This is a genomic window from Pseudomonas sp. THAF187a, from assembly GCF_009363395.1.
In the GTDB taxonomy this organism is placed as follows: Bacteria; Pseudomonadota; Gammaproteobacteria; order Pseudomonadales; family Pseudomonadaceae; genus Aquipseudomonas; species Aquipseudomonas khazarica.
In genome coordinates, this window is sequence record NZ_CP045349.1 from 5,162,380 (window position 1) to 5,177,166 (window position 14,787).

The following is a 14,787-nucleotide window of genomic DNA, read 5'->3' on the forward strand; positions in this document are numbered from 1 at the left end:
CTCCGCCGTTCTCAACCCTGAGTTCGGCGGCCATGTATCAGCACCACCACCAGCACCAACATCCCCAACCCGCCCGCACCGACAAACAACCCCTCATACCCCACCCCCTTGGCCAACACGCCACTGCCGGCCCCGACGAAACCGGACAGCAGTACCTGCGCCGACGCCTGCAGGGTGAAGTCGGCGCCTTCGTGTTCCGGGCGGCACATACGCATCATCGCGGCGAACAGGGCGACGGTGGACATGCCGTCGGCCACCTGCTCGAACAGGGTCACGGCATAGACCAGCACGGTATTGGCGCCCTGCCCCACCAGCAAGGCCAGCGCAGCGATGCCGAGCGCCTGCAGGGCGCCGAACAGGATCAATGCCCGCAGCACGCCGATGCGGGCGTAGAGCAGGCCGCCGAGCAAGGCGCCACCAATGCCGGCCAGGCTGCCGATCAGGGTCAGCTGGCCCAGCTGGGCGGTGCTCCAGCCCTGGTCCACCAGCATCGGTTTGATCATCGGCGAGCCGAGCGAGTCGCCCAGCTTGAAGGTCAGCACCACCGCCAGCCACAGCAGCATGCCGGGCTGTGCCAGCAGGCCGCGATAATGGTTCAACAGCAGACGCGGGCCGAGGGCGCTTTCTGCCAGGGCGGGCTGGAAGGGCAGGAGCCGGCGCTCGGGAAACAGCAGGATCGGCACGCTCATCAGCAGGACCAGCCCGGCCAGCAGGCCGAGCGCCAGATTCCAGCCCAGCGGGTCGATCACCAGCAGCAGGCCGCTGCCGCTGACGATCATGCCGACCTTGTAGCCGCCCACCTGCAGGCTGTTGCCCAGGCCGCGCCAGCGCTCCGGCAGCAGGCGCACGGTCAGCCCGTCGGTGGCGACGTCCTGGGTAGCCGCCAGCAGGTTGATCAGCACGAGCAGGCCGAGCAACAGCCACAAGCCGGAGCCGAACAGGGTCTGCGGCGCGAGCAGCGCCAGCGCGGCCAGGCAGACCACGACACCACTCTGCAGCGGCAGGATCCAGCCGCGATGGTGGCCGAGGCGGGGTGAGGCCAGCCGGTCGACCCAGGGCGCCCACAGCACCTTGAGCAGCCAGGGCAACGCCAGCAGCTTGAGCAGGCCGATCAGCGCCAGGTCGACACCATGCTGACGCAACAGCACCGGCAGCGAATGGGCGATCAGCCCGGAGGGCAGGCCTTGCGCGCAATACAGCGACGCCAGCAGCACCAGCGTGGCATTGGACGGGCGAGAGGCGGATGGCGACATGGCAGGCGCTCGCGGCAAAAGCGCAAGCCTAGTGGTTTGCGCCTGCGAGCGGCAACGCAGCGGTGGTTACAGTTCGTAGCGCAGTGGGTCGCGGCTGAAGCCCCTCCCACAACAGCCTTGCCAGCCCGCAGCCCGGAAGCAATCCGGGGCGTCGCTCGCGCAAGCCCCGGCGGATCTTCCTGTGCGTAGGGTGGATGACGCCTTTTTCATCCACCATCAAGGGCTCGGGCCGGCGTTTATCCGGTAGAGCGCTGCAGCGCGTTCCACCCTACAGGCTGTTCAGGCACTCGCTCAGACCGTTGGCCAGGTTTTCCAGCAGCAGTGGGTAGGCCGTGGCATCGACCGGCAAGGTGCCGCCCAGCGCATCCAGCTCGGCCAGTCTGACCGGCAGGCCGGCGGTGAGGGTTTCCGCCAGGCGCGGGCGCAGCGGCGGCTCGCTGAACACGCAACTGGGCCCCGCAGCCTGCAGACGCTCGCGCATCGCTGCGACATGCCGCGCCCCTGGCTGCACTTCGGTCAGCACGCTGAATACGCCGGCATGCTTGAGGCCATACGCTGCCTCGAAATAGTCGAACGCCTCGTGGAAGACGAAATAAGGCTTGCCCTGCAGCGCCGCCAGTTGCGGACGAAGACGCCCGTCGAGCGCATCCAGGCGCTGTTCGAATGCCTGCAGGTTAGCGGCATAGCGCGCCGCGTTGGCCGCGTCCAGCGCGCTCAGGTCGGCCGCCATGCGCGCCGCGATTACCTTGGCATTGACCGGTGACAGCCACAGATGGGCATCCAGGCTGCCCGGACGGTGGTCGTGGTCATGGCCGAGGTCCTCATCGGCGTGATCCTCCCCGTGCCCAGCATGCTCCTCGTGGCTGTCGCCGAAGTGACGCAGGGCCATGCCTGGCAGATCCTGCACGGCCACCTGCGGTTTCTGGCGATTGTTCAGCACGCGCGGCAGGAAATTCTCCAGGTCCGCGCCCACCCAGTAGAGCAGATCGGCATCGCGCACCCGGCGCACGTCGGAAGGACGCAACGCGTAGTGGTGCGGCGAGGCGCCGGGCGGCAGCAGCACCTCGGGCGCGCCAACGCTATCCTGCACGGCCGCTGCGATCAATTGCAGCGGTTTGATGCTGGTCAGGACACGCACCTCGGCCTGGGCGCTGGCGACGAAGAACAGGGCGATAAGACAGATAAGACGCGACACGGGACATACTCGGATTGGATGGGTGGACATCTCTGCAAACCTGAGCGCGGTAGCCAGCGCAAGGCGCAAGACCAACGGACGTATCAGCCAGAGGCTGGCCCGAAGGCTGAGCGCCAGCGAATCCGGCAGGCGAGAAGATGCAGTTTACCTGCGGTAAATGAGCATCCTGGGCCTGTTTTCAACGCAGCGATGGCAACGCAGGTGGTTTTTAGAGACGCACTGAGCGAGTAATATAATAACGTCTCCTACCAGCGCCGTCCTTGCCCATGACCGACACGCCACTGGCCTCGCGCCCCCATGATCACTCCCGCTGCGTCAGTCACGCCCTGGCTGAGGCCGAAGCCATCTGTGCCCGCCAGGGCCTGCGCCTCACCACCCTGCGCAAGCGCGTGCTGGAGCTGGTATGGGCCAGCCACAAGCCTCTCGGCGCCTACGACATCCTCGGCGTACTCAGCGAGGAAGATGGCCGCCGCGCCGCGCCGCCTACCGTCTATCGCGCGCTGGATTTCCTCCTGGAGAACGGCCTGGTGCATCGCATCGCCTCGCTCAACGCCTTCGTCGGCTGCAGCCATCCTGAGCATGCCCACCAGGGCCAGTTCCTGATCTGCCGGGTGTGCCATGCCGCGACCGAACTGGAACAGCCGGCCATCAGCCAGGCGATCGTCGACGGCGCCGCAGGCGTCGGTTTCGCGGTGGAAAGCCAGACCGTGGAAGTGGTCGGCCTCTGCGCCGGCTGCAAGGACGAGCGATGAGCGACGCGCTGATCCAGCTGCAGGGCGTGGCCGTCGGGTTCAACGGCCAGGCCGTGCTGGACGACGTTCAGCTCAGCGTGAGACCTGGCGAGATCGTCACCCTGATCGGCCCCAACGGCGCCGGCAAGACCACCCTGGTGCGCGTCGTGCTCGGCCTTCTGCAGCCGGACCGGGGCAAGGTCCGGCGTGCGCCACGCCTGCGCATCGGCTACATGCCGCAGAAGCTGCATGTCGACGCCACCCTGCCGCTGTCGGTGCTGCGTTTCCTGCGCCTGGTGCCGGGAGTGGACCGCAAGCGCGCCCTCGCGGCGCTGGCCGAGGTCGGCGCCGAACAGGTGATCGACAGCCCGCTGCAGAGCATCTCCGGCGGCGAGATGCAGCGCGTGCTGCTGGCCCGGGCGCTGCTGCGCGAGCCACAGCTGCTGGTGCTCGACGAGCCCGTACAGGGTGTCGACGTGGCCGGCCAGGCCGAGCTGTACCGGCTGATCTCGCAGCTGCGTGAACGCTACGGCTGTGGCGTGCTGATGGTCTCGCACGACCTGCACCTGGTGATGAGCGCCACCGACCAGGTGGTCTGCCTCAACCGTCACGTGTGCTGCTCCGGGCACCCGGAACAGGTCAGTGGCGACCCGGCCTTCATCGAACTGTTCGGCCAGGACGCCAAGAGCCTGGCCGTCTACCACCACCATCACGACCATGATCACGACCTGCATGGCGGCGTGGTCAAGGCGGGCCTGACCATCCATGGTCCGGCTCACGTTCACGGTCCAGGTTGCAAACACTGATGCCCGATTTCCTCCTCAACGCCCTGCTCGCCGGCCTGGCGCTGGCCCTGGTGGCCGGCCCGCTCGGCTCCTTCGTGGTCTGGCGGCGCATGGCCTACTTTGGCGACACCCTGTCCCATGCCGCCCTGCTCGGCGTGGCGCTGGGCCTGATGCTCGACGTCAGCCCGACCCTGACGGTGACCGTCGGCTGCGTGCTGCTGGCCGTGCTGCTGGTCACCCTGCAACAGCGCCAGCCACTGGCCTCCGACACCCTGCTCGGCATCCTCGCCCACAGCACCCTGTCGCTGGGCCTGGTGGCGCTGAGCTTCATGCATGACGTGCGTATCGACCTGATGAGCTACCTGTTCGGCGACCTGCTGGCCGTCAGCCACAGCGACCTGGCCTGGATCGTCGGCGGCAGCGCACTGGTGCTGGCGCTGCTGGCCTGGCTGTGGCGCCCCCTGCTGGCGATCACCGTGCACGAGGAGCTGGCGCGCGTCGAAGGCCTGCCGGTGGCGGCGATTCGCCTGGCCCTGATGCTGCTGATCGCGGTGGTGATCGCCGTGGCGATGAAGGTCGTCGGCGTCCTGCTGATCACCTCGCTGCTGATCATTCCCGCCGCCGCCGCCCAGCGTCATGCGCGCACGCCGGAACAGATGGCCATCGGCGCCAGCCTGCTCGGCCTGCTGGCGGTGTGCTGCGGCCTGACGCTGTCCTGGTACCAGGACACGCCGGCCGGGCCGTCCATCGTGGTCAGCGCCGCCGGCCTGTTCCTGGCCAGCTTCGCCCTGCCCAAGCGCAACGGATGATGGCGCGCGCCGCGTAAACCGAGCGCCATCCGGGGAGTGGTGTAGCGTGCGGCGTGAAATCGGCACCGCAAACCTGTATGATTGCGCGTTTTTTGCACAACTCGAGACGCGTAGTCATGAAGTCGTTCGCTTTTCGTGGTCTTCCCCTGGTTCTGGTTCTGCTGCTGGCCGGCTGCCAGAACACGCCATCGCACAACGTGCTGCCGGTCGATGAACTGGTCAGCGCCTTCCGCCAGCTTGACGTGAGCCTGGCCGAGGAGCGGCTCGACGACGCGCGCAGCCAGCTCGATGCCCTGCAGCGTCGCGCCAGCGGTGACACGCGCCTGGAGCAATACCAGCGCCAGTTGGCCGATGCCTACATGGAACAGGGCCGCGAGGCGCTGCAACAGGGTGATCTGGATCGCGCCGCGCAGGCGCTGGGTCAGGCACGCAGCCTGCTGCCGCAGGCACCGTCGCTGAGCCATGACCTGAACCAGGCCATCGACCGCGCACGAGAGGCCCGCCAGAACGCCGCCGAACAGCAGGCGCGGGAGGCAGCGGCCAGGCTCGATGCACAGCGTCAGGAACAACTGCGCCAGCAGCGCCTGGCGGCCGAGCGTCAGCTCAAGGCCGCCGCCGCAGTCACCGAACCTGCCGTGGAGCCGGTCGTCGAGCGCGCACCCAAGGCACGCCTGATCGACCTCGACGCCACCACCAGCAGCGTCGCCCTGCCTATGCTGGACAACCAGGACAACGAAAACCTGCGCCGCCTGCTCGACAGCGTCGCGGCCGATGTCGTGACCTTTCACTGTGCGGTGCGCATCGAAGTACGCGAGGCCAAGGACTATCCCTGGGTCGCGGCGCTGCTCTCGGCACGGATCAAGAAGCTCGACCCGACCTTCCGCCCGCGACTGAGCCAAAAGATCGTGCCGCAGCAGGTGCCGCATCTGCTGTTGAGCCCGCAGCGCAAGTAGTGCCGCACGCCGGCTGCTGCGCTGCAGGTAATGCCATTTTGTAATAACCATAGGCCAACAAAGATTTTCTCGGCCTAAACACCGCCGGGTAAACTAGCGCCCTTTTGCGCCCACCCGGCGCCCGATGGCCGGCTCGACAACCCCGTAGCCAGCCCTTGAACACACCCAAAAGGTCGTTCGTGTGATCCAGTTTCAATCCGTCCACAAGGCTTACCGCGTCGCGGGCCGCGAGATTCCGGCGTTGCAGCCCACCACGCTGCAGATCGGCCGCGGTCAGGTGTTCGGCATCATCGGCCACTCCGGCGCCGGCAAGAGCACCCTGCTGCGCCTGATCAACCGCCTCGAGGAGCCCACCGGCGGGCGCATCGAGATCGACGATGTCGATGTCACCGCGCTCGACGCCAATGGCCTGCGCCGCTTCCGCCAGCAGGTCGGGATGATCTTCCAGCACTTCAACCTGCTGTCGTCGAAGACCGTCGCCGACAACATCGCCATGCCGCTGCGCCTGGCCGGCGAGCTGAGCCGTACCGAGATCGACGCCCGTGTTGCCGAACTGCTGGCCCGCGTCGGCCTGCAGGAGCATGCGAAGAAATACCCGGCGCAGCTCTCCGGCGGGCAGAAGCAGCGCGTCGGCATCGCCCGCGCGCTGAGCACCCGGCCGAAGATCCTGCTGTGCGACGAAGCCACCAGCGCCCTCGACCCGCAGACCACCACCGCCGTGCTGCACCTGCTGGCCGAGATCAACCGCGAGCTGGGCCTGACCATCGTGCTGATCACCCATGAGATGGACGTGATTCGCCGCGTCTGCGACCGCGTGGCGGTGATGGACGCCGGCGTCATCGTCGAGGAAGGCCCGGTGGCCGAGGTGTTCCTGCACCCGCAGCACTCGACCACCCGGCGCTTCGTGCAGGAGTCCGAGCATGTCGACGAGGCCGAGCAGCGCGATGACTTCGCCCATGTCGAAGGCCGCATCCTGCGCCTGACCTTCCAGGGCGACGCCACCTACGCGCCGCTGCTGGGCACTGTGGCTCGCGAAACCGGGGTGGACTACAGCATCCTCGCCGGGCGCATCGACCGCATCAAGGACACCCCCTACGGCCAGCTCACCCTGGCCCTGACCGGCGGTGACATCGACGCCGCGCTGGCGCGCTTCGCAGCCGCCGATGTGCATTTGGAGGTACTGCGCTGATGCTCGAACAACTGCTGCCCAACGTCTTCTGGCCGGAAATCTGGCAGGCCAGTATCGACACCCTGAACATGCTGCTCGGCTCGATGCTGTTCACCGTGCTGCTCGGCCTGCCGCTCGGCGTGCTGCTGTTTCTCACCGGCCCGCGCCAGCTGTTCGAGCAGAAGGCCCTGTATGGCGTGCTGTCGCTGGTGGTCAACGTCCTGCGCTCGGTGCCCTTCGTCATCCTGCTGATCCTGATGCTGCCCATCACCGAGCTGGTGGTCGGCACCTCGCTGGGGGTCGCCGGGGCCATCCCGCCGCTGGTGGTCGGCGCCACGCCGTTCTTCGCCCGCCTGGTGGAAACCGCGCTGCGCGAAGTGGAGCGCGGCATCATCGAGGCGACCCAGGCCATGGGCGCCAGCACCTGGCAGATCATCACCCGCGCGCTGCTGCCCGAGGCCCTGCCCGGCCTGCTCGCCGCCACCACCGTCACCGCGATCACCCTGGTCGGCTACACCGCCATGAGCGGCCTGGTCGGCGGCGGCGGCCTGGGTGACCTGGCCGTGCGCTACGGCTACCAGCGCTACCAGCCCGACGTGATGGCCGTGACCGTGGTGCTGCTGCTGATTCTGGTGCAGGTGCTGCAGATGGTCGGTGACCGCCTGGTGGTGCACTTTTCTCGCAAGTAATGATGAAAAGCGGCGACTCGCCACCCGCGAGACCCGCGCCAACCTTCCCAAAAGGAACCTCGAAATGAAGAAACTGCTGACTGCCCTGGCTGCCTGCGCGGCCTTCTCGGCCCAGGCCGAAACCCTCAACGTCGCCGCCACCCCGGTGCCGCACGCGGAGATCCTCGAGTTCGTCAAACCGGCGCTGGCCAAAGAAGGTGTGGAGCTGAAGGTGCGGGTGTTCACCGACTACGTGCAGCCCAACCTGCAGGTGCAGCAGGGCAACCTGGACGCCAACTTCTTCCAGCACCAGCCGTACCTGGACGAGTTCAATGCCAGCCGCAAGACCGATCTGGTCAGCGTCGCCGGCGTGCACGTAGAGCCCTTCGGCGCTTACTCCAGCAAGATCAAGAGCCTCGACGCGCTGCCGCAGGGCGCCACCGTGGCCATCCCCAACGACGCCACCAACGGCGGCCGCGCCCTGCTGCTGCTGCAGAAGGCCGGTGTGATCAAGCTCAAGGCGGACGCCGGCATCCTCGCCACGCCGAAGGACATCGTCGAGAACCCGAAGGCGATCAAGGTGCGTGAACTGGAAGCGGCCACCCTGCCGCGCGTGCTGAGCCAGGTCGACCTCGCCCTGATCAACACCAACTACGCCCTGGAAGCCAAGCTGAACCCGACCCAGGACGCCCTGGCCATCGAAGGCAGCGACTCGCCGTACGTCAACATCCTGGTGACCCGCGCCGACAACAAGGACGCCGAGGCCGTGCAGAAGCTGGTCAAGGCCCTGCACAGCGCCGAGGTCAAGCAGTTCATCGAAGAGAAGTACAAGGGCGCTGTCGTACCGGCGTTCTGATCGCTGATCGCCCCCGTCGTACCCGATGCCGCGTGGCCGCCCAGCCACGCGGCATTTTTATTGGGGTCAGCAGAAGGGAGCGCTGGTACGGCGTAGCCCGGATGAAATCCGGGCCCCTTCTCGCCGGCCACCCCAGGGTGCATCCGGGCTACTCACTAGGCAGCCCTGGGCTTCTCCGGGCGGGTCCAGATGAACAGCGCGCCGCAACTCATGCCAGCCGCAGCGAACAGCACCGAAGGCCGGTGCTCGACCGTCAGGATCATGATCCCCAGCGCTGTCAGCATGCTCAGGCTGGCCAGCCACTTGGTGCGCCGGGCGACCAGGCCGCCGTTCTTCCAGTCGCGCAACAGCGGGCCGAACACCCGATGGTTCTCCAGCCAGGCGGCCAGGCGCGGCGAACTGCGCGAGGCCGCCCACGCCGCCAGCAGGACGAACTCGGTGGTCGGCAGCCCCGGCAGGATCACCCCGAGCATGGCCATGCCGATGCTCAGGTAGGCCAGCAGCAGCCACAGCCAGCGCTGCCAGCCGGGCTGCAAGCTGGCGTCAGGCAAAGCAGCGCTCCAGGTGCTCGGTGAAGCGTTCGAAGGCCGCAATCGCCGCCACTTCGGCCTGGCGTTCCTGCTCGGCGTCCAGTTCGATGCTGTCGAGCACCGCCGTGAAAGCCTTCCAGCCCTGCGCCCGACCGCCTTCCGGCTCGGCCAGGTGACGGGCGCCGAAGGTCTCGCTCAAACCCAGCGCCGGCATGCGCTTGAGCAGAAAGGCCGCACCGAGCTTGGAGCCTTCGGAAACGAACAGCCAGGCCAGCGCCTCGCCGGTGCCCATGGCCTGGCCACGAATGCGCTCATCGCCCTGCGGCAGGTCACGTTGCAGGTCGGCGAGATCCAGCCTGGCCTGTTCGACACGGCAGCGCTGCGGCAGGTCGGCGATCAGCCGGATCAGCTCGGGATCGCTGTAGAGCGCCTGCAGGTCGCGCTGGAACAGGTACTGCGCCGCGACGAAATGGGCGAAACGCTCCGGGCTGGCGAACGGATCATGGCTCTTGACCAGCTGATCGAGGCGGCTGTGCGGCTCGTGGGTGATGGCGTTGAGACGCTGCGAGCGCAGCGGGTGGGAAAGTTGCGAAGGTGCGGTCATGGCGGTAGCCCTGAATGGTTCGGTTAGGTAAAGACGAATCAGTCGGTTTCATTCAGTAATCGGCGTCGACGAAATAGCCGGCCAGGCGCTCCAGGTCGGCGGCGGCCAGCACGCCGCTCAACTGGCGCAGTTGCAACCAGGCGCGCAGGTAGCCATGACGCGCTTCGGCCAGGTCGCGCCGAGCGCCATACAGCTGCTGTTCGGCGTCCAGCACATCGAGGTTGACCCGCTCGCCACCGGCCACGCTCTTGCGCGTGGCCTCGACCAGGGTCTGCGCCGACGCCACGGCCAGCCGGTAGGCGCGCAACCGCGCCTGCGCGCTGCTGCACAGGTTGAATTGCTGACGCAGGCGCGTCAGCACGTCGGCACGCTGCGCATCCAGTTCGAAGCCGGCCTGCAGGTGAGCTGCCGTCGCCTGGCGGGTCGCCGCCGACACGCCGCCACCGGCGAACAGCGGCACGCTGAGCTGGATGCCGATGCTGTCGGTGTCGTACTTCTGGTTGTAGCTGCTCTCCGAGTCGGAGCTGGTCAGACGGTTGCTGGCCACCAGGCTCAGGGTCGGCAGGTGCCCGGCACGCTGCCTGTCGATCGTTCTTGCGGCCACCTCGACGGCCTGGCGCTGCGCCGCCAGTTCGGCATTGCCGGCGATGGCCAGATCGCGCCAGGCCTCGAAGCGCGCCGGTTGCAGCGGTTGCACGGTGAAGTCGTCGGCCAGTGGTAGCAGATCGGCACGATCCAGAGGCTCGCCGACGATGCTCTCCAGCGTGCGCAAGGCGACATCGAGGTCATCCCGCGCCTGGATCAGTTCGGCCTCGGCCAGAGCCAGGCGCGCCTCGGTTTCCAGCTCATCGGTCCGGGTGCCCTCGCCGGCCTGGAGCAGGTGTCGATTGAGGCGCAGGCGCTCGACCAGTGCACGGCGCTGGGCGCGCGCCAGCTGGATGCGCTCGTCGCTGAGCTGTGCCTGGCTGTAGGCTTCGAACAGGCGCACCGCCAGCTCCTGGCTGCGTGCACGGAAGCGCTCATCGGCCAGCAGGGCGCGCGCCACGCCCTGGCGATAGTCGGCCCAGGCGGCGTAGTCGAACAACGGCTGCTGCAGACTCAGCACCGACGCGTAGCTGCGATAGTCGCGGTCGACGCGCTGCCCGCCCGCACTCACCTCCGATTCGTTGCGCTGGTTGCTGTAGCTCCACGACAACCTGGGCAGCAGCCCGGCACGACCGACCGCACGTTCCTCCAGGCCGGCGTCACGCTCGGCGATGGCCGCCTGGAAGCTCGGGTCGTTGCGCAGCGCCAGGGCGTAGGCATCGAGCAGCGCCAGGGCCTGCGCCGGCAGCGCCAGGCAGGACAGCAGCAGGAAACAGATCACGCGCATGCTCAGTCTTCCGCCAGGGCCAGGTGGGTACGGTCGAGCAGCGGCTTGAACAGGTAGTTGAGCAACGAGCGCTCGCCCGTGCGCACGAAGGCTTCCACCGGCATGCCGGGACGAATGCGCAGGCCGCCGAGTTTCTGCATGCCTGCGTCATCCACGCGGATGCGCACGGCGTAGTAGGCATCGCCGCTGCGCTCGTCCTCCAGGCGATCGGCCGAGACCAGTTGCACCGTGCCCGGCACCCGTGGCGTGGTGCTCTGCTCGAAGGCGCTGAACAGCAGCTCCACCGGCAGGCCGGCGTGGACCTTGTCCACCAGCGCCGGGCTCAGCCGGCCCTCGACCAGCAGTGGCTGATGCTCAGGGACGATCTCCATCAGCGCCTGCCCCGGCGCCACCACGCCACCCTCGGTGAACACGCTGAGGCCCACTACCTGGCCCGCCGCCGGCGCACGCAGCACCACCTGCTGCAGTTCGATCTCCAGGCCCGCCAGGCGATGACGCAGTTCTTCGCTGCGAACCTGCGCCTCGGCCAGCTGACTGCGTACCTGCTCCTGGAAGGCTTCGCGGCGCTGGCCGGCGCGCAGGCGCAACTCGGCGATCTGCCGCTGCAACTGGCCGATACGGCCGCTGTCGTCCGCCACCAGCCCGAGCAATTCGGCACGCTGGCGCTCGACATCGAGCAGGCGGTTGCGCGGGATGTACTGCTCGGCAGCCAGCTCGCGCAGGCCCAGCAGTTGTTCATCGAGTACCTGCAACTGCGCCTGCTTGCTGCTGCGCAGCGCGCGCAGGCCACCCAGCTGCGCTTCGCTGCCGGCGAGGTTCTGCGCCAGCCCCTCGAGTTCCAGGCGCAGCGCCTGCTGGCGGCTGGCGAACAGCTGTCGTTGCAATTCCAGGCTGGCACTGACCAGCGCATCATCACCGCGCGCCAGCAGCCAGGGATCGAAGTCGATGCGCTCGGCCGTGTCACGCTCGGCGGCCAGGCGATCGGCACTGGCGCGGCTGCCGATCAACTGCGCGCGCAATGCCTCGGCCTGGGTCCGCAATGCCTGGTCGTCCAGCTCCAGCAGCGCCTGGCCGGCCTGCACCGAGTCGCCGTCGCGGGCCAGGATGCGCCGCACCGTACCGCCGACGGGGTGCTGCACCGCCTGGCGATTGCCGCTGACCATCACCGTGCCACTGACCGGCACGCCGCGATCCAGAGGCGCCAGCGCGGCCCAGGCGAGGAAGCCGCCGAAGCCGACCAGCAACAGCCACCAGCCCAGGCGAGTCGGTGCCCCGGCATCGACCGCATGCAACCCCTGCACAGGAGCCGGGGCACTCATTGCTGGCCTCCCGGCTGGGCGCCGTAGCTGATGCTCAGCGCCGGCGCGACCCGCCGCACCGGCGCGGTCTGCGCGGCGGAACGGGCGCTCTGCTGCAGATCCTGCAACACCCGCGCGGCCGGACCGAAGGCCTGCATCTGCCCGGCGCGCAGCACCAGCAACTGATCGGCGCCCTTGAGCAACGCCGGGCGATGGCTGACCAGCACCAGCGTGCGCCCCTGCTCGCGCAGGCGATCGAGCGCAGCCAGCAGCGACTGCTCGCCGGCCTCGTCGAGGTTAGCATCGGGTTCGTCGAGGACGATCAGCGCCGGCAGGCCGTAAACCGCCCGGGCCAGGCCGATGCGTTGCTTCTGCCCGCCAGACAGCCCGGCGCCACCTTCGCCCAGGCGCGTGTCGTAACCCTGCGGCAGGCGCAGGATCAGTTCGTGCACGCCGGCCATCTGCGCGGCGGCGATCACCTTGTCCGCCTCGACCTCGGTGAAGCGGGCGATGTTCTCGGCGATGCTGCCGGCGAACAGCTGCACGTCCTGCGGCAGGTAGCCGAGGTACGGGCCAAGCGCCTGCTTGTCCCATTGCTGCAGGTCAGCGCCGTCCAGGCGCACCTTGCCCGCCAGCGGCACCTGCGCCGCCACCAGCAGGCGCGCCAGGCTGGATTTGCCGCAACCGGACGGCCCCAGCACGACCAGACGCTGGCCCGGCTCCAGGGCGAAGCTGACCCCCGCCAGCACCGGCGTGCGCGCCCCCGGCGCACAGGCCGACAGCTGCTCCACGCGCAGCTCGCCACGCGGCGCCGGCAGGCTCATGCCGCTGGCACGCGGCGGCTGCGCCTGGAGCAGGTCACGCAGGCGCTGGTAGGCCTGCTGCGCACCGCTCCACTGCTTCCAGGCGCCGATCAGCTGATCCAGCGGACCGAGCACGCGGCCGCTGAGGATGGAGCCGGCGATCATCATCCCCGGCGTGATCTGCCCATCCACGGCGAGCAACGCGCCCAGGCCGAGCATCAGCGATTGCAGGGCCAGACGCACGCCCTTCGAGGCCGCGGCAAAGACCGAACCCTGCTCGCTGGCGCGATTCTGCAACTGCAGAAAGCGCCCGTGCTCGGCCTGCCAGCGCTGGCGCAGGCGCGTCAGCATGCCCATGGCTTCGGTGGCTTCGGCATTGCGCAGGTGGGCACTGGCCGCCTGGGTCGAATGGATCGCCAGTTGCCCGGCCTCGGCCAGGGGCGCTCGGGTCAGCCACTGGTTGGCCCAGCTCAGCACCAGCAACAGCGCGGCACCGCCCAGCGCCAGCCAGCCGAGCCAGGGATGGAAGAGAAACAGCACCACCAGATAGAGCGGGAACCAGGGCGCATCGAACAGGGCGAACAGCGCATTGCCGGTGGCGAACTGGCGCAGGCTGGTCAGATCGTTCAGCGGCTGCGCGCTGCTGCCGCGCGCCACCCGCAGGCTGGCATCGAAGGTGGCGTCGTAGACGCGACCGCCCAGCTGCTGGTCGACCAGCGCGCCGAGACGGATCACCACCAGGCTGCGCACCCATTCCAGCAGGCCCATGAAGGCATACAGGCCGAGCACCATCAGCGTCAGCATGGCCAGAGTCATGTGGTTGCCCGAGGCCAGCACGCGGTCGTAGACCTGCAGCATGTACAACGCCGGGGCCAGCATCAACAGGTTGATCACCGCGCTGAACGCGCCGATGCTGACGAAGCCACGCCGGCAGGACGCCAGCGCGGCGAGGATTTCATTGGAGGGTTGCATGCCTTCGAGCCCCAGGAACGCCGCCTGCCGTGATTGACGCAGCAGGCCGCGCTTGTCGAGAATTCGTGCGACCACCGTGGCGCGAGTTGTTCAGGCCAGCACCACGGCGGTCGTTGCCGGCGGCCGGGAGAGCGATCTCCCCGCCGCCTTTTTCATCACCGCCCGATCAGGCCGCCAGGGCCAGGTCGTCGGCCAGCTCCGGTACGCCAACCGTTTCGGCCGAGCCCGTGCTCAGCGGACCGGCTGCCAGGGCAGCGGCGACCACGTCGAAGGTGTCGTCGGTGGAGACGCCGTAGTCGTCGAGGATGTCGTTCAGCTGTGCTTCGAGCTCACCGGTGTTGCCGGACATCAGGGCGTAAATGGTGTTGTGCACGTCGGTGCCGCTCAGGCCCAGACCATCGAAGGTCGCCTGCTCGTCGAACAGGTGGTAGCCACTGGCATCCTTGTACAGATAACCACCCAGGTTGACGTTATCCAGGTCACCGGACAGCACGTGCGTGGTGATGTTGTAGCTCAGGGTGCCTTCGGCGACGAAGGCGCCGGTGCTCTCGTACCCGGAGATGGCGTACTGCGTGCCGCTCAGGTAGCCCGGATAGAAACCGCCGGTGTTGCTGCCCTCGTTGACGTTGCCACTGGTGTGGTTGTTGTCGGCGAAGGTCAGCTCCCAGGCCGAGAGGTAACTGCTGATCGAGTTACTGGCATAGGTGGCGCTGTAGGAAATGGACAGACTCATGGGTTGATCTCCTATCGGTGTCATTCACGGCCCGCCAACGAGCCGCGATTCGCTCGG

The 14,787-nt window shown here is 68.0% G+C and carries 15 protein-coding genes; 7 read left to right on the top strand and 8 right to left on the bottom strand.

Annotated elements, in window-relative coordinates:
* Positions 1 to 11 precede the first annotated feature (11 nt).
* Positions 12 to 1,253, bottom strand: a complete 1,242-nt coding sequence (locus FIV02_RS24125) for an MFS transporter (protein ID WP_152490002.1) — start codon at positions 1,251 to 1,253, stop codon at positions 12 to 14.
* Between the two features lie 268 nt (positions 1,254 to 1,521).
* Entirely contained in the window at positions 1,522 to 2,448 is a 927-nt protein-coding gene (gene znuA / locus FIV02_RS24130; protein ID WP_152490003.1) for a zinc ABC transporter substrate-binding protein ZnuA, read from the bottom strand.
* 266 nt (positions 2,449 to 2,714) lie between these two features.
* Here znuA and zur point away from each other — a divergent pair, with 266 nt between their 5' ends.
* The 7 genes from zur to FIV02_RS24165 all read left to right on the top strand — a co-directional run bounded on the left by zur (position 2,715) and on the right by FIV02_RS24165 (position 8,418).
* Positions 2,715 to 3,200, top strand: a complete 486-nt coding sequence (zur, locus tag FIV02_RS24135) for a zinc uptake transcriptional repressor Zur (RefSeq protein WP_037055519.1) — start codon at positions 2,715 to 2,717, stop codon at positions 3,198 to 3,200.
* The gene (gene znuC, locus FIV02_RS24140; protein ID WP_037055521.1) at positions 3,197 to 3,985 is read left to right on the top strand and encodes a zinc ABC transporter ATP-binding protein ZnuC; all 789 of its coding nucleotides are present in this window, start codon (positions 3,197 to 3,199) and stop codon (positions 3,983 to 3,985) included. Before zur ends, znuC begins: the two co-directional genes overlap by 4 nt.
* A complete protein-coding gene (gene znuB, locus FIV02_RS24145; protein WP_037055522.1) occupies positions 3,985 to 4,773 on the top strand; it encodes a zinc ABC transporter permease subunit ZnuB in 789 nt (262 codons plus the stop codon). The genes znuC and znuB overlap by 1 nt, the downstream gene beginning before the upstream one ends.
* A 116-nt stretch (positions 4,774 to 4,889) precedes the next feature.
* Entirely contained in the window at positions 4,890 to 5,726 is an 837-nt protein-coding gene (locus tag FIV02_RS24150) for a PA5502 family lipoprotein (protein ID WP_152490004.1), read from the top strand.
* 181 nt (positions 5,727 to 5,907) lie between these two features.
* Complete coding sequence (locus FIV02_RS24155) at positions 5,908 to 6,915, top strand: methionine ABC transporter ATP-binding protein (RefSeq protein WP_152490005.1); 1,008 nt, start codon at positions 5,908 to 5,910, stop codon at positions 6,913 to 6,915.
* A complete protein-coding gene (locus FIV02_RS24160) occupies positions 6,915 to 7,583 on the top strand; it encodes a methionine ABC transporter permease (RefSeq protein WP_152490006.1) in 669 nt (222 codons plus the stop codon). Before FIV02_RS24155 ends, FIV02_RS24160 begins: the two co-directional genes overlap by 1 nt.
* 64 nt (positions 7,584 to 7,647) lie before the next feature.
* On the top strand, positions 7,648 to 8,418 hold the full coding sequence (locus FIV02_RS24165; RefSeq protein ID WP_152490007.1) for a MetQ/NlpA family ABC transporter substrate-binding protein: 771 nt from the start codon (positions 7,648 to 7,650) through the stop codon (positions 8,416 to 8,418).
* A 155-nt stretch (positions 8,419 to 8,573) separates the two neighbouring features.
* Here the strand turns inward: FIV02_RS24165 and FIV02_RS24170 are convergent, their stop codons facing one another.
* From FIV02_RS24170 to FIV02_RS24195, 6 genes are all read right to left on the bottom strand, one after another.
* Entirely contained in the window at positions 8,574 to 8,897 is a 324-nt protein-coding gene (locus FIV02_RS24170; RefSeq protein ID WP_371923292.1) for a YbaN family protein, read from the bottom strand.
* Positions 8,898 to 8,961: 64 nt separating this feature from the next.
* Positions 8,962 to 9,552 carry a biliverdin-producing heme oxygenase gene (locus tag FIV02_RS24175; RefSeq protein ID WP_152490009.1) on the bottom strand — a complete coding sequence of 197 codons (591 nt, stop codon included), beginning with the start codon at positions 9,550 to 9,552 and terminating at the stop codon, positions 8,962 to 8,964.
* Between the two features lie 52 nt (positions 9,553 to 9,604).
* Positions 9,605 to 10,924: a TolC family outer membrane protein gene (locus FIV02_RS24180; protein WP_152490010.1), complete on the bottom strand. Its 1,320-nt coding sequence runs from the start codon at positions 10,922 to 10,924 to the stop codon at positions 9,605 to 9,607.
* 2 nt (positions 10,925 to 10,926) lie between these two features.
* Entirely contained in the window at positions 10,927 to 12,243 is a 1,317-nt protein-coding gene (locus tag FIV02_RS24185; protein ID WP_152490011.1) for an HlyD family type I secretion periplasmic adaptor subunit, read from the bottom strand.
* The gene (locus tag FIV02_RS24190) at positions 12,240 to 13,997 is read right to left on the bottom strand and encodes a type I secretion system permease/ATPase (RefSeq protein WP_152490162.1); all 1,758 of its coding nucleotides are present in this window, start codon (positions 13,995 to 13,997) and stop codon (positions 12,240 to 12,242) included. The genes FIV02_RS24185 and FIV02_RS24190 overlap by 4 nt, the downstream gene beginning before the upstream one ends.
* A gap of 166 nt (positions 13,998 to 14,163) precedes the next feature.
* Positions 14,164 to 14,730 (bottom strand): heme acquisition protein HasA, encoded by a 567-nt coding sequence (locus FIV02_RS24195; protein WP_152490012.1) that lies wholly within the window; start codon positions 14,728 to 14,730, stop codon positions 14,164 to 14,166.
* Positions 14,731 to 14,787: the final 57 nt, after the last annotated feature.

Excerpts from the sequence above, each read along its gene's own strand:
- FIV02_RS24125 (WP_152490002.1), bottom strand. The coding sequence starts at position 1,253 with ATGTCGCCATCCGCCTCTCGCCCGTCCAATGCCACGCTGGTGCTGCTG.
- zur (WP_037055519.1), top strand. The coding sequence starts at position 2,715 with ATGACCGACACGCCACTGGCCTCGCGCCCCCATGATCACTCCCGCTGC.
- znuC (WP_037055521.1), top strand. The coding sequence starts at position 3,197 with ATGAGCGACGCGCTGATCCAGCTGCAGGGCGTGGCCGTCGGGTTCAAC.
- znuB (WP_037055522.1), top strand. The coding sequence starts at position 3,985 with ATGCCCGATTTCCTCCTCAACGCCCTGCTCGCCGGCCTGGCGCTGGCC.
- FIV02_RS24150 (WP_152490004.1), top strand. The coding sequence starts at position 4,890 with ATGAAGTCGTTCGCTTTTCGTGGTCTTCCCCTGGTTCTGGTTCTGCTG.
- FIV02_RS24160 (WP_152490006.1), top strand. The coding sequence starts at position 6,915 with ATGCTCGAACAACTGCTGCCCAACGTCTTCTGGCCGGAAATCTGGCAG.
- FIV02_RS24165 (WP_152490007.1), top strand. The coding sequence starts at position 7,648 with ATGAAGAAACTGCTGACTGCCCTGGCTGCCTGCGCGGCCTTCTCGGCC.
- FIV02_RS24170 (WP_371923292.1), bottom strand. The coding sequence starts at position 8,897 with ATGGCCATGCTCGGGGTGATCCTGCCGGGGCTGCCGACCACCGAGTTC.
- FIV02_RS24175 (WP_152490009.1), bottom strand. The coding sequence starts at position 9,552 with ATGACCGCACCTTCGCAACTTTCCCACCCGCTGCGCTCGCAGCGTCTC.
- FIV02_RS24180 (WP_152490010.1), bottom strand. The coding sequence starts at position 10,924 with ATGCGCGTGATCTGTTTCCTGCTGCTGTCCTGCCTGGCGCTGCCGGCG.
- FIV02_RS24185 (WP_152490011.1), bottom strand. The coding sequence starts at position 12,243 with ATGAGTGCCCCGGCTCCTGTGCAGGGGTTGCATGCGGTCGATGCCGGG.
- FIV02_RS24190 (WP_152490162.1), bottom strand. The coding sequence starts at position 13,997 with ATGCAACCCTCCAATGAAATCCTCGCCGCGCTGGCGTCCTGCCGGCGT.
- FIV02_RS24195 (WP_152490012.1), bottom strand. The coding sequence starts at position 14,730 with ATGAGTCTGTCCATTTCCTACAGCGCCACCTATGCCAGTAACTCGATC.